Origin of the sequence: Streptomyces cinnamoneus (genome assembly GCF_002939475.1) — a bacterium.
Classification (GTDB): Bacteria; Actinomycetota; Actinomycetes; order Streptomycetales; family Streptomycetaceae; genus Streptomyces; species Streptomyces cinnamoneus_A.
The window spans coordinates 788,021-803,572 of the sequence record NZ_PKFQ01000001.1 but is presented as its reverse complement, the minus strand read 5'-3'; the positions used below and the strand labels follow the sequence as shown (position 1 = coordinate 803,572).

Below are 15,552 nucleotides of genomic sequence, written 5' to 3'. Positions count from 1 at the left end.
TCCGTGGCCAGTTCCCGCCACGCCGACCACGACCTCGGCAGGGCAATTCTCGTCGACGGCCGCGCAGACGCTGCCGGTTCCGGAGAGGTGGCGTTAGGTGGCGACCGAGGAGACACTTCGCAACTACCTCAAGTGGGTGACCGCTGACCTGCATGAGGCACGCCAGCGGTTGCGCGACATTGAGGCCGCGGAGCAGGAACCGATCGCGATTGTGGCGATGAGCTGCCGCTTCCCCGGCGGCGTCCGCTCACCCGAAGACCTGTGGCGCCTCGTCGCCGACGGCACGGACGCGATCGGTGACTTCCCCGACGACCGCGGCTGGGACCTCGAGGGCCTCTACGACGAGGACCCCGGCAGCTCCGGCACGAGCTACGTCCGCGGCGGCGGGTTCGTCGAGGGCGCGAGCTCCTTCGACCCGGCGTTCTTCGGCATCAGCCCCCGCGAGGCGCTGGCGATGGACCCGCAGCAGCGCCTGCTGCTGGAGGTGGCGTGGGAGACCTTCGAGCGCGGAGGCATCGACCCCTCGTCGCTCAAGGGCAGCCCCGTCGGTGTCTTCGCGGGCATCAACAGCCAGGACTACATCAACGTCCTCCTCGGCAGCGACGCCGACGGCGTCGAGGGCTACCTCAGCACCGGCAACGCCGCCGCCGTGGTCTCCGGCCGCGTGTCCTACACCCTGGGCCTCGAAGGCCCCGCGGTCACCATGGACACCGCGTGCTCGTCCTCCCTCGTCGCCCTGCACCTGGCGATCCAGGCGCTGCGCAACGGCGAGTGCACGCTCGCCCTCGCCGGCGGTGTGACCGTCATGTCCACCCCCGGTCTCTTCGTCGAGTTCAGCCGCCAGCGCGGCCTGGCCGGCGACGGCCGCTGCAAGCCCTTCGCGGCCGCCGCCGACGGCACCGGCTGGGGCGAGGGCGTCGGCCTGCTCCTAGTCGAGCGGCTGTCCGACGCCCGTCGCAACGGCCACCAGGTCCTGGCCGTGGTCCGTGGCTCCGCCGTCAACCAGGACGGCGCGTCCAACGGCCTGACCGCCCCCAACGGCCCCTCCCAGCAGCGCGTGATCCGTCAGGCGCTCACGAACGCCGGCCTCACCCCGGCCGAGATCGACGCGGTCGAGGCCCACGGCACCGGCACCAAGCTCGGCGACCCGATCGAGGCGCAGGCCCTGCTGGCCACCTACGGCAAGGGCCGTTCCGAGGAACGCCCGCTGTGGCTGGGCTCGATCAAGTCGAACATCGGGCACACGCAGGCCGCCGCCGGCGTCGCCGGCGTCATCAAGATGGTCATGGCCATGCGCGAGGGCGTCCTGCCGCAGAGCCTGCACATCGACGAGCCCACCCCGCACGTCGACTGGTCCGCCGGCGCGGTCGAGCTCCTCGCCGAGTCCCGGCCCTGGCCGGAGACCGGGCAGCCGCGTCGCGCCGCCGTCTCCTCCTTCGGTGTCAGCGGCACCAACGCCCACACCATCATCGAGCAGGCCCCGGCCGCCGAAGAGAACGCGGAGGAGCCCGCCGCCCCGCCGCGGCCGGCTCCCGCCGTGGTGCCGTGGGTGCTGTCCGGAACGTCCCCCGACGCCGTACGGGCCCAGGCCGAGCGCCTGCGCGAGCACCTGAGCGCGCACCCGGACCTCGCGTCCCTCGACGTCGGCTACTCGACCGTGACGACCCGTGCGGCGCTGGACCACCGCGCCGTCGTGGTCGCCCCGGACCCCGCCGCCGCGATCGCCGCACTCGCCGACGGTGACCTCACCCCCGGCATCGTCCAGGGCGCCGCCGACACGCGCGGCAAGGTCGCGTTCGTGTTCCCCGGTCAGGGTTCGCAGTGGGTCGGTATGGCCCGGGAGCTCGTGGATTCCTCGCCGGTGTTCGCGGAGCGGATGCGGGAGTGTGACGCGGCGCTGAGCGCCTTTGTCGACTGGTCGTTGTTCGACGTGCTGGGGGACGAGTCCGCCCTGGAGCGGGTGGACGTCGTTCAGCCGGTGTTGTTCGCGGTGATGGTGTCGTTGGCGGAGCTGTGGCGTTCGCACGGTGTCAACCCGGCTGCTGTGGTGGGTCATTCGCAGGGTGAGATCGCTGCCGCGTGTGTCGCGGGTGCGCTGTCGCTGGAGGACGCCGCCAAGGTCGTGGCCCTCCGGTCGAAGGCGATCCTGGCCCTGTCGGGTCTGGGTGGCATGGTGTCCGTGGCGCTGCCGGTGGAGCAGGTCCGTGAGCGGCTGACCGACGGTCTGTCGATCGCCGCGGTCAACGGCCCCAAGTCCGTGGTCGTTTCCGGCGATGTGGCGGAGCTGGATGCTCTGCTGGCCGCCTGTGAGGCGGACGAGGTCCGCGCCCGCCGGATTCCGGTGGACTACGCCTCCCACTCGGCTCACGTCGAGGCGATTCGCGACGAGTTGCTGACCGCGCTCGCTCAGATCGCGCCGCGTGCGGCCGAGGTGCCGTTCTTCTCGACCGTCACCGCCGACTGGTGCGACACCACCGGTCTCGACGCCGAGTACTGGTACACCAACCTCCGCCAGACCGTCCGCTTCGACGAGGCCACCCGCGCTCTCGCCGAGCAGGGCTACCGCTTCTTCGTCGAGGCCAGCGCCCACCCCGTCCTGACCCTCGGTGTCCAGGAGACCGTCGACGCCACCGGCACCGACGCCGTCGTCCTGGGCTCCCTGCGCCGCGACGAGGGCGGGCTCGCCCGCTTCGCCACCTCGCTGGCCGAGGGCTGGGTGCGCGGTCTGCCCGTCGACTGGCGACCGCTGCTCGCCGGCGGCCGTACGGTCGAGTTGCCGACGTATGCGTTCCAGCGTGAGCGTTTTTGGCCTGGGCGTGCGGTGGGTTTTGTGGGTGATGTGGCGTCTGCTGGTCTGGGTGCTGCGGATCATCCGTTGTTGGGTGCTGTGGTGTCGTTGGCTGATGCTGATGGGTTGTTGCTGACGGGTCGGTTGTCGGTGGCGACGCATGGGTGGTTGGCTGATCATGTGGTGTCGGGTGCGGTGTTCGTGCCGGGTACTGCGTTTGTTGAGCTTGCGGTGCGTGCTGGTGATCAGGTCGGGTGTGACCGGGTCGAGGAGTTGACGCTTGAGGCGCCGTTGGTGCTGCCTGAGCGTGGTGGTGTGCAGTTGCAGTTGGCGGTTGCCGCTGCGGACGAGGTGGGGCGTCGGGCGTTCACGGTGCACTCGCGTGCGGATGACGCGGGCGACGACGAGCCGTGGACCCGTCACGGCAGCGGCACCCTCGCCGAGAGCGGCCCCGTCACGACCGACGACCTGTCGGCCTGGCCGCCCGCCGAGGCGACCCCCCTCGACGTCGAGGACCTGTACCCGCGGCTCGCCGAGGTCGGCCTGGGCTACGGCCCGGTCTTCCAGGGCGTACGCGCTGCCTGGCGGCGCGGCGACGAGGTGTTCGCCGAGGTCGCCCTGCCCGAGGACCAGAGCGCCGAGGCCGCCCGCTTCGGCGTCCACCCGGCGCTGCTCGACGCCGCCCTCCACCCGGTCGGCCTCGGCGTTCTCGACGTCGGTGCCGACGGCGACCAGGCACTGCTGCCGTTCAGCTGGAGCGGTGTGTCGCTGCACGCGACCGGCGCCGCGTCCCTGCGCATCCGCCTGACGCCGGCCGGTTCGCGCGGCATCGCCGTGCTGGCGGCCGACGAGTCCGGCGCCCCCGTCGCCTCCGTCGACGTCCTCGCCCTGCGGCCCTTCACGGCCGGCGGGTCCGAGGAGCCGGCACGGGCCGACGACTCCCTCTTCGACCTGCGCTGGCGCCCCGTCGCCGGCGTCTCGGTCACCGACGCGCCCGCCGACGGCTGGGCCGTCCTCGGCGCCGACGCCCTCGGTCTCCAGACCGCCCTCGGCGCGCCCGCCTACCCGGACCTCGCCGCGATCGGCGACGACGTCCCCACCACCCTCGTGTGGTGCACGGACCGGACCGACGACGCCGACCTCGCCGCCGCGGCCCACACCGGTGCGCGCCGCGCGCTGGAGGTCGTACAGGCGTGGCTGGCCGACGACCGGTTCGCCGACTCCCGCCTCGTGGTCGTCACCCGGGGCGCCCTGGCCACCGAGGCCGGCGCCGAGGTCCCGGAGCTGTCCGACGCCCCCGTGTGGGGCCTCGTGCGCTCCGCCCAGTCCGAGAACCCCGGCCGCTTCGTCCTGCTCGACGCGGACGACGAGGCCTCCGCCGATCTGGTGCGCGCGGCCGTCGACTCCGGCGAACCGCAGCTCGCCGTCCGCGCCGACGTCGTCTCGGCGCCGCGCCTGGGCCGTCCCGAGGCGGCCGGCGAGCGCACGGACGCGGAGGTGCCCGCGCACGGCACGGTGCTGGTCACCGGCGCCACCGGCACCCTCGGCAGCCTCTTCGCCCGGCACCTCGTCACCGCACACGGCGTGCGGCACCTGATCCTGGCCAGCCGCCGGGGCGCCGACGCCGAGGGCGCGCGGGAGCTCGAAGCAGAGCTCACGGGCCTGGGCGCGGACGTCACCTTCGCCCGGTGCGACATCGCCGACCGGGCCGCACTGGCCGAGCTGCTCGCTGCCGTGCCCGCCGAGCACCCCCTGACCGGTGTCGTGCACACCGCGGGCGTCCTCGACGACGGCGTGGTCTCCTCCCTGACCCCCGAGCGCCTCGACGCGGTGCTGCGCCCCAAGGTCGACGCCGCCGTCAACCTCCACGAGCTGACCCGCGACCTCGACCTGTCGCTGTTCGCCCTGTTCTCCTCGGCCGCCTCCGTCTTCGGCGCCGCGGGCCAGGGCAACTACGCCGCCGCCAACGCGTTCCTCGACGCCCTCGCCCAGCACCGGCGGGCGCTCGGCCTGCCCGCGACCTCGCTGGCGTGGGGCCTGTGGGCCGAGCGCAGCACCATGACCGGGCACCTGAAGGACGCCGACCTGGCCCGCCGGGAGAGCTCCGGCGCCACGGCCCTGTCCTCCGAGGAGGGCCTCGCCCTCTTCGACGCCGCGCTCGCCGCCGACCGGGCCGTCCTCGTGCCCGTACGCGTCGACCTGGGCGTCCTGCGCACGCAGGCCCGCGCCGGCCGGGCCCAGGTGCCCACCGTGCTGCGCGACCTGGTGCGGGTGCCGGTCCGGCGCACCGCGGCCGCCGTGGCCGCCGGCGGTGCCTCCTCGCTGGCGCGCCGGCTGGCGGGGCTGTCCACGGCCGACCGCGAGCGCGAGGTCCGCGGCCTGGTCCGCGTGCACGTCGCCGGCGTGCTCGGCTACACCGGGCCCGAGGCCGTGGACGACGGCCGTGCCTTCCGCGACCTGGGCTTCGACTCGCTGACCGCGCTGGAGCTGCGCAACCAGCTCAACACGGCGACCGGTCTGCGGCTGCCGGCCACCCTGGTCTTCGACTACCCCACGCCGACCGCCCTGGCCCAGTTCCTGCTCACCGAACTGCTCGGCACCGGTCCGCAGGCCGAGGCACCCGCCCGCGTCACGCGGGCCGGGGCCGACGAGCCGATCGCCATCGTGGCGATGAGCTGCCGCTTCCCCGGCGGCGTCGCCTCCCCCGAGCAGCTGTGGCGCCTCGTCGCCGACGGCACCGACACGGTCGCCGAACTGCCCGCCGACCGGGGCTGGGACATCGAGGGCCTCTACGACCCCGACCCCGGCCACCACGGCACGTTCTACGCCCGGGCGGGCTCGTTCGTCTACGACGCCCACCACTTCGACCCGGCGTTCTTCGGCATCTCCCCGCGCGAGGCACTCGCGATGGACCCCCAGCAGCGCCTGCTGCTGGAGGCCGCCTGGGAGGCGTTCGAGCGGGCCGGCATCGACCCCGCCACCGTGCGCGGCAGCCGCACCGGCGTGTTCGCCGGCGTGATGTACCACGACTACGCCACCCGCGTCGTCGGCGTGCCCGAGGGGCTGGAGGAGGTGGAGGGCTACCTGGGCAACGGCAGCGCCGGCAGCGTCGCCTCCGGCCGCATCGCCTACACCTTCGGCCTCGAAGGCCCCGCCGTCACCGTCGACACCGCCTGTTCGTCGTCGCTTGTCGCCCTGCACCTGGCGATCCAGGCGCTGCGCAACGGCGAGTGCACGCTGGCGCTGGCGGGCGGTGTGACCGTCATGTCCACCCCCGGCACGTTCATCGAGTTCAGCCGCCAGCGCGGCCTGGCCGCCGACGGCCGCTGCAAGTCCTTCGCCGGCGCGGCGGACGGCACCGGCTGGGGCGAGGGCGTCGGCCTGCTGCTCGTCGAGCGGCTGTCGGACGCCCGCCGCAACGGCCACGAGGTGCTGGCCGTGGTCCGTGGCTCCGCCGTCAACCAGGACGGCGCGTCCAACGGTCTGACCGCCCCCAACGGCCCCTCCCAGCAGCGTGTGATCCGGCAGGCCCTCGCGTCCGCCGGCCTCACGCCCGCCGACGTGGACGCGGTCGAGGCCCACGGCACCGGCACGACCCTGGGCGACCCCATCGAGGCGCAGGCCCTGCTGGCCACCTACGGCCAGGACCGGCCCGAGGACCGGCCGCTGTGGCTGGGCTCCATCAAGTCGAACATCGGGCACACCCAGGCCGCCGCCGGCGTCGCCGGCGTCATCAAGATGGTCATGGCCATGCGCGCGGGCGTCCTGCCGCAGACCCTGCACGTCGACGAGCCCACCCCGCACGTCGACTGGTCCGCCGGCGCGGTCGAGCTCCTCGCCGAGGCCCGGCCCTGGCCGGAGACCGGCAGGCCCCGCCGCGCGGGTGTCTCGTCGTTCGGCGTCAGCGGCACCAACGCCCACACCATCATCGAGCAGGCCCCCGAGGTGCCCGAGGCCCCCGCCGCGGCCGCGCCGCCGGCCGAGGCGCCGCAGGTCCTGCCGTGGGTGCTGTCCGCCAAGACCGAGGAGGCGCTGCGCGCCCAGGCGCGCCGGCTGCGCACCTTCGTCGCCGAGGCCCGGCCGGCCGACGCCGACGTGGCGTTCTCCCTCACGACCACCCGTGCCCGGCTGGAGCACCGCGCCGTGGTGACCGGCCGGGACCACGACGCACTGCTGGCCGGCCTCGACGCCCTCGCGACCGGCACACCCGACGCGCGAGTGGTGGAGAACCTCAGCCCGGGCAGCCGCGACCGCGTCGTGTTCGTCTTCCCCGGCCAGGGCTCGCAGTGGGCCGGCATGGCCACCGAACTCCTCGAGACCTCGCCGGTGTTCGCCGAGCGGATGCGCGAGTGCGCCACCGCGCTGAGCGCCTTCGTCGACTGGTCGCTGTTCGACGTGCTCGGCGACGAGGACGCGCTGCGGCGCGTGGACGTCGTCCAGCCCGCCCTGTTCGCGGTGATGGTGTCCCTGGCCGAGCTGTGGCGCTCGCACGGGGTGGACCCCGCCGCCGTGGTCGGCCACTCCCAGGGCGAGATCGCCGCGGCCTGCGTCGCGGGCGCCCTGTCGCTGGAGGACGCCACCCGGGTCGTGGCCCTGCGGTCGAAGGCGATCCTCGCCCTCTCCGGCATGGGCGGCATGGTGTCCGTGCCGCTGCCGCTCGACCGGGTCGAGGAGCGCCTGACCGACGGCCTGTCGGTCGCGGCCGTCAACGGCCCGACGTCCGTCGTCGTGTCCGGCGACAACGACGCGCTCGACGCCCTCCTCGCCGCCTGCGAGGCCGACGGCGTCCAGGCCCGGCGCATCCCCGTGGACTACGCCTCCCACTCCGCCCACGTCGAGGCCATCCGCGAGGAACTGGCCGAGACCCTCGCCGGCGTCCGCCCCCGCCCGGCCGACGTGCCCCTGTACTCGGCCGTGACCGGCGACCTGATCGACACCACGGTCATGGACGCCGACTACTGGTACACCAACCTGCGGCACACCGTCCGCTTCGACGCCGCCGTGCGGGCCCTCGTCCAGGCGGGCCACCAGGCCTTCGTGGAGGTCAGCGCCCACCCGGTGCTCACCGTGCCCGTCGCCGAGACCGTCGAGGACCTCGCCGCGCAGGCCGCCGTCGTCGGCACGCTGCGCCGCGACCACGGGGGCCTGGAGCGGTTCGTCACCTCGCTCGCCGAGGCGGACACCCGCGGCCTGCCCGTCGACTGGCGCCCGCTGTTCCCCGGCGCCCGGGCCGTCGACCTGCCCACCTACGCCTTCCAGCGCGAGCGCTACTGGCTCGACCTGCCCGAGGTCCAGTGGGAGACGGCCGGCCAGGACGAGGGCGAGAGCGAGTTCTGGGCCGCCGTCGAACGCGGCGACCTCGCCTCGGTCGCCACGACGCTGCGCGTGGGCGAGGAGACCGTCGGCGACGTCCTGCCGGCCCTCTCCGCCTGGCGCCGCAACCGGCGCAGGCAGTCCACCGTGGACTCCTGGCGCTACAGCGTGTCCTGGCAGCCGCTGACCGACCCCGCGGACACCGTCCTGCACGGCACCTGGCTGGTCGTCACGCACACCGGCCTGGCCGGTGACGTGTGGACCGAAGCCGCCGCCACCGCGCTCACCGGGGCCGGCGCCGACGTCGTCCCGCTCGAACTGACCGGTGACGACATCGGCCGTGACCGGCTCGCCGAGCAGATCCGCGCCGTCCTCGGCGACCGGGTGCCCGCCGGCGTGCTGTCCCTGCTGCCGCTGGACGAGCGGCCGCACGCCGACCACCCCGTCCTGCCGCGCGGCGCGGCCGCCACCTTCGAACTCGTCCGCGCCCTGGGCGAGGTGGGGCTCACGGCACCGCTGTGGGCGGCCACCCGCGGCGCCGTCGCGCTCCCCTCCGACGGCGGCGGCGTCTCACCCGCCCAGGCCCACGTGTGGGGCTTCGGCCGGGTCGCCGCGCTGGAGCACCCCGAACGCTGGGGCGGCCTCGTCGACCTGCCCGCCGTCGCCGACGACCGGGCCCGCGCCCGGCTGGCCGCCGTACTGGCCGGCGTCGACGACGAGGACCAGATCGCGGTCCGCACCTCCGGCATGTTCGGCCGGCGGCTCGTACGGGCCCCCCTGGGCGAGGCCGCACCCGCCCGCCAGTGGCAGCCCCGCGGCACCGTCCTCGTGACCGGCGGCACCGGAGCGCTCGGCGGCCAGGTCGCCACCTGGCTGGCGCGCAACGGCGCCGAGCACCTGGTGCTCACCAGCCGCCGCGGCCGTGCGGCCGAGGGCGCGGCCGCGCTCGAGGCCGAACTCACGGAGCTGGGCGCGCAGGTCACCATCGCCGCCTGCGACGTGGCCGACCGCTCGGCCGTCGCCGAGCTGCTCGCCTCCCTCCCCGCGGACCGGCCGCTGAGCGCCGTCGTCCACGCCGCCGGCGTCGGACAGTCCAAGCTCTTCGCCGACATCGACCCCGCCGAGTACGCCCGCGTCGTCGACGCGAAGGTCTCGGGCGCCCAGCACCTCGACGAGCTGCTGGCGGACACCGAACTCGACGCCTTCGTGCTGTTCTCCTCGAACTCGGCCACCTGGGGCGGCGGCGGCCAGGGCGCCTACGCCGCCGGCAACGCCTTCCTGGACGCCCTCGCCCACCGCCGCCGCACCCGCGGCCGCACCGCCACCTCCGTCGCCTGGGGCGCGTGGGGCGGCGGCGGCATGGCCGCCGAGGGCGGCGCGGAGGAGCACCTGCGCCGGCGCGGCGTCGTGACCATGGAGCCCGAACTGGCCGTGGCCGCCCTCGTGCAGGCCGTCGAGCACGACGAGACGGCCGTGTCCGTCGCCGACGTGGACTGGGCGAAGTTCGTGCCCGGCTTCGTCTCCGCCCGGCCCAGCGCGCTGCTGCGCGGCCTGCCCGAGGCACAGCGGGCCGTCGAGGCCGACGCCGGCGACGACGGCGGCACCGAGGACTCCGAGCTCGTCCGCAAGCTCTCGGCCGCGTCCGAGGGCGACCGGGCGCGCATGCTCGTCGAACTGGTCCGCACGCACGCCGCCGCCGTGCTCGGCTACGCCGGGCCCGCGGCCGTGGAGGCCGACCGGGCCTTCCGCGAGCTGGGCTTCGACTCGCTCACGGCCGTGGAGCTGCGCAACCGCCTCAAGGCCGCGACCGGTCTCACCCTGCCGGCGACCCTCATCTTCGACTACCCGACCCCGGCGGTCCTGGCCGAGCACCTGCGCGGCGAACTACTCGGCACCCGTGCCGAGGTGGTCCAGCCGGACTCGGTGGTCCAGGTGAGCGACGACCCCATCGCCGTCGTGGCGATGAGCTGCCGCTACCCGGGCGGCATCGCCTCCCCGGAGGACCTGTGGCGGCTCCTGGCGGGCGAGGGCGACGCGGTCTCCGCGTTCCCCGAGGACCGCGGCTGGGACCTCGACGCCCTCTACGACCCCGACCCCGACAAGTCCGGCAAGAGCTACGTCCAGGGCGGGGGCTTCCTGGAGAACGCGGGCCACTTCGACGCCGAGTTCTTCGGCATCAGCCCCCGCGAGGCCATGGCCACCGACCCCCAGCAGCGCCTGCTGCTGGAGACGGCCTGGGAGTCGCTGGAGCGGGCGGGCATGGACCCGACCACCCTGCGCGGCAGCCGGACCGGTGTCTTCATCGGCTCCAACAGCCAGGACTACGGCGCCCGCATCTGGGGCTCCGACGAGGCCGTGGACGGCTACCTGGTGACAGGCAACGCCGCCGCGGTCATCTCCGGCCGCATCTCCTACTGCCTCGGCCTCGAAGGCCCGGCGGTCACCGTCGACACCGCCTGTTCCTCGTCCGCCACCGCCCTGCACCTCGCCTGGCAGTCGCTGCGCAACGGCGAGTGCTCGATGGCCCTCGCCGGCGGCGCGACGATCATGTCGACTCCGGTGGCCTTCATCGAGTTCAGCCGCCAGCGCGGCCTGTCGGCCGACGGCCGTTGCAAGGCGTTCTCCGACGACGCCGACGGGTTCGGCCCGGCCGAGGGCGTCGGCATGGTCCTCCTGGAGCGCCTGTCCGACGCCCGCCGCAACGGCCACGAGGTCCTCGCGGTCATCCGCAGCTCGGCGATCAACCAGGACGGCGCCTCCAACGGCCTCACCGCCCCCAACGGCCCCTCCCAGCAGCGGGTCATCCGGCAGGCCCTGGCCAACGGCGGGCTGTCCACCGCCGACGTCGACGTCGTCGAGGCCCACGGCACCGGCACCACCCTCGGCGACCCCATCGAAGCCCAGGCCCTGCTCGCCACCTACGGCCAGGACCGGCCCGAGGAGCAGCCGCTGTGGCTGGGCTCGGTGAAGTCCAACATCGGCCACACCCAGGCCGCCGCGGGCGTCGGCGGCGTGATCAAGATGGTCATGGCGCTGCGCCACGCGACGCTGCCCAAGACCCTGCACGTCAGCAAGCCCTCCACGCACGTGGACTGGACCGAGGGCGCCGTGCGGCTGCTCACCGAGTCCATGCCGTGGCCGGAGCTCGGGCGCCCGCGCCGGGGCGCCGTGTCGGCCTTCGGCGTCAGCGGCACCAACGTGCACACCATCATCGAGCAGGCACCCGAGCCGGCCGAGGAGCCCGAAGTCGGGGAGCCCCGCGACCTGCCCGCACCGGTGCCGGTGCTGCTGTCCGGCCGCAGCGACGAAGCGCTGCGGGACCAGGCCCAGCGACTGCTGGACCACCTGTCCGAGCACCCCGGCACCGCGCTGGCCGACCTCGGCCACACCCTCGCCACCGGCCGCACCCTCTTCGACCACCGGGCCGCCGTCCTCGCCGACGACCTGGACGCGCTCACCGCCGCACTGACCGCACTGGCCGCCGGGAACAGCGCGAACGCGCTGGTCCAGGGCGTCGCCCGCGGCGAGCGCCGGACCGCGTTCGTCTTCCCCGGCCAGGGCTCCCAGTGGGTCGGCATGGCCACCGAACTCCTCGACTCCTCGCCGGCGTTCGCCGGCCGGATGCGCGAGTGCGCCGCCGCCCTGTCGCCCTACGTCGACTGGTCGCTGTTCGACGTGCTCGGCGACGCCGAGGCACTGGAGCGCGTGGACGTCGTCCAGCCCGTGCTGTTCGCCGTCATGGTGTCCCTGGCGGAGGTGTGGCGCTCGCACGGCGTCAGCCCCGCCGCCGTCGTCGGCCACTCCCAGGGCGAGATCGCCGCGGCGTGCGTCGCGGGCGCCCTGTCCCTGGACGACGCGGCCCGCGTGGTCACGCTGCGCTCCAAGGCGATCCTGGCCCTGTCGGGCCTCGGCGGCATGGTCTCCGTCGCCCTGCCCGTCGAGCAGGTCCGCGAACGGCTGACCGACGGCCTGTCCGTCGCCGCCGTCAACGGCCCGCGCTCGGTGGTCGTCTCCGGCGACGTGGCCGAGCTCGACGCCCTGCTGGCCGCCTGCGAGGCCGACGAGGTGCGGGCCCGCCGGATCCCGGTGGACTACGCCTCCCACTCGGCCCACGTCGAAGCCATCCGTGACGAACTGCTCACCGTCCTCGCGCCCATCACCCCGCGCACGGCCGACGTCCCGCTGTACTCCACGGTCACCGGGGAACTCGTCGACACCGCGATCATGGACGCCGAGTACTGGTACACCAACCTCCGGCAGACCGTACGGTTCGACGAGGCCACCCGCGCCCTCGTGGAGCAGGGATACGGCGTCTTCATCGAGGTCAGCGCCCACCCGGTGCTCACCGTGGGCATCCAGGAGACGATCGACGACACCCGGGCCCAGGCGGCCGCCGTCGGCACCCTGCGCCGTGACGAGGGCGGTGCGCGCCGCTTCACCACCTCGCTCGCCGAAGCCCACACCCAGGGCGCACCCGTCGACTGGTCGGTCCTCTTCGCCGGCACCGGCGCCCGCAGGGTCGACCTGCCCACCTACCCGTTCCAGCGCCAGCGCTACTGGGTGGACGTACCGATCTCCGCCGTCGGTGACATCACCGCCGCCGGCCTCGGCGTCACCGAGCACCCGCTGCTCGGCGCCGCGGTCGACCTCGCGGGCGGCGACGGCGTCCTGTTCACCGGACTGCTGTCCACCCACACCCACCCCTGGCTGGCCGACCACGCCGTCGCCGGCGTGGCCATCCTGCCCGGCACCGCCTTCGTCGAACTCGCCTTGCGGGCCGGCGACCAGGTCGGCTGCGACCTCGTGGAGGAACTGACGCTGGAGGCACCGCTGGTGCTGCCCGAGCGCGGCGCCGTGCAGGTCCAGGTCGTCGTCGAGAGCGCCGACGACACGGGCCGCCGCGCCCTGTCGGTCCACGCCCGGCCGCACGACCCGGCCGCCGACGGCTGGTCCACCGACCCCTGGGTCCGGCACGCCAGCGGCGTCCTGGCCACCGCGGCCCCCACCGCCGCGCCCGACCTCACCGCCTGGCCGCCCGCCGGCGCCCAGCCGGTGGACGCGAGCGACCTGTACGAGCGGTTCGCCGCCAGCGGCTACGGCTACGGGCCCGCCTTCCAGGGCCTGCGCGCCGCATGGGTCCGCGACGACGAGGTGTTCGCCGAGGTCGTCCTGCCCGAGCACGTCACCGCCGACGCCGCCCGCTTCGGCCTCCACCCCGCCCTGCTCGACGCGGCCCTGCACGCCTCCGCGTTCGGCACGGTCCTGGAGGACACCGGTACGGCACGGCTCCCGTTCGCCTGGACGGGCCTGTCGCTGCGCGCCACCGGCGCCTCGGTGCTGCGGGTCCGCATGGCCCGGACCGGCCACGAGTCGATCTCGCTGACCGTCGCCGACGGCACCGGCGCCCCCGTGGCCACCGTGGACTCGCTGGCCTTCCGCCCCCTGACCGCCGAACAGCTCCAGAGCGCGGTCTCCGCCAGCGGAGCGTCCCTGTTCCGGATCGACTGGACGGCACTGCCGACGACCCCCGCCGACGCGCCGCACGGCGCCCAGTGGGCCGTCCTCGGCGAGGACGGAACCGAACTCGCCGGCACGCTCAAGCTGTCGGGAGCCGCACCCCGCACGTACGCCGACCTGGCCGCCCTGCGCGACGACGTCCTCGCCGGGGCCCCGGCCCCGGACGTGGTCTTCGTCGCCGTCGAGCACCAGCCGGCCCCGCCGGCCGAACTGCCCGGCGCGGTGCGCGGCGCGGTCACGGCCGGCCTCGAACTGCTCCAGACGTGGCTGGCCGAGGACTCCCTCGCCGACTCCCGGCTCGTGATCGTCACCCGCCACGCCGTCGCCCCCGAGCCCGGCACCCCGGTCCGGGACCTGGTCAGCGCCCCCGTGTGGGGCCTGGTCCGCTCGGCGCAGTCCGAGAACCCCGACCGCTTCGTCCTGCTCGACCACGACGGCGACGACCGCTCCCGGCGCCTGCTGGCCGCGGCGCTCGCCACCGGCGAACCCCAGCTCGCCCTGCACGCCGGCGAGGTCCTCGTGCCGCGCCTGGCCGCCGCCGGCGACAGCGCCGGGGAACCCCGCTTCGACGCCGACGGCACCGTGCTCGTCACCGGCGGCACCGGCACCCTCGGCAGCCTCGTCGCCCGCCACCTCGTCACCCGGCACGGCGTGCGGCACCTGCTGCTCGCCAGCCGCAGCGGCGCGGCGGCGGCCGGCGCGGCCGAACTCGAGGCGGCCCTGCGCGACCTCGGTGCGGACGTCACCATCGCCGCCTGCGACGCGGCCGACCGCGACGCGCTGGAGGGGCTGCTGGCGGGCATACCGGAGGCACACCCGCTGACCGCCGTGGTGCACACCTCCGGCACGGTGGACGACGGCATCATCCCCTCGCTCACCCCCGAACGGGTCGACCGCGTCCTGGCCCCCAAGCTCGACGCCGTGGTCAACCTGCACGAACTGACCGCCGGACTCGACCTGTCGGCCTTCGTGGTGTTCTCCTCCAGCTCCGGGGTCTTCGGCTCGCCGGGCCAGGGCAACTACGCCGCCGCCAACGTCGCCGTCGACGTCCTGACCGGTCACCTGCGCGCCGCCGGCCGGCCCGCGGTCTCGCTCGCCTGGGGCTTCTGGGCCGAGCGCAGCACTCTGACCGGCGAGCTGGACTCCACCGACGTCGGCAGGATGGCGCGCTCGGGCGTGGTCGGACTGTCCTCCGAGGAGGGACTGGCGCTCTTCGACGCCGGACTGGTCGCCACCGACGCCGTCGTGGTGCCCATCGGCCTCGACCTGCCCGCCCTGCGCACCCTCGCCGCCACCGGCGCCGTACCGCACGTCTTCCGCGGTCTGGTGCGGACACCCGCCCGCCGCCGAGCCGAGGCCGGAGCCGCCCCGCAGGACTCCTCGTCCCTCACCCAGCGCCTGGCCGGGCTCTCCGAGGACGAGCGCCGCGCCGCCCTCCTCGACCTGGTCTGCTCGCACGTGGCGGCCGTCCTCGGCCACCTCACCGCGAGCGCCATCGAGCCGGACCGGGCCTTCAAGGAACTGGGCTTCGACTCGCTGACGGCCGTCGAGCTGCGCAACCGCCTCAACGGAGCGACAGGCCTGCGCCTGCCCGCGACGCTCATCTTCGACTACCCGACCCCCGAGGCGCTGGTGGCGCAGCTGCTGGCCGAGCTGCCCGGCGGCGGCGCGGCCGACGCCGCACCGCTGCACGCCGAGATCGACAAACTCGAGTTCCTCCTCTCCTCGGCCATGTCGTCGGCACCCGCCGACGACGAGCAGGACCGCATCGGCGAACGCCTCCAGGCCCTGGTCGCCCGGTGGAACGCCGGCCGCGGCAGCGGGCCGGAGGCCGGGGTCGACGACGACCTCGACTCGGCCAGCGACGAAGAGCTGTTCGACCTGCTGGAAAACGAGCTGGGCTCCAACTGAGCCCCACCGCGCACCCGTCCCCA

Annotated in this window: 1 protein-coding gene; it reads left to right on the top strand. The window is 74.9% G+C overall.

Going from position 1 to position 15,552, the window contains the following annotated elements; translation table 11 throughout:
* The first annotated feature begins 97 nt into the window (after nt 1–97).
* On the top strand, nt 98–15,529 hold the full coding sequence (locus tag CYQ11_RS03485; protein WP_099199034.1) for a type I polyketide synthase: 15,432 nt from the start codon (nt 98–100) through the stop codon (nt 15,527–15,529).
* The last annotated feature ends 23 nt before the right edge of the window (nt 15,530–15,552 follow it).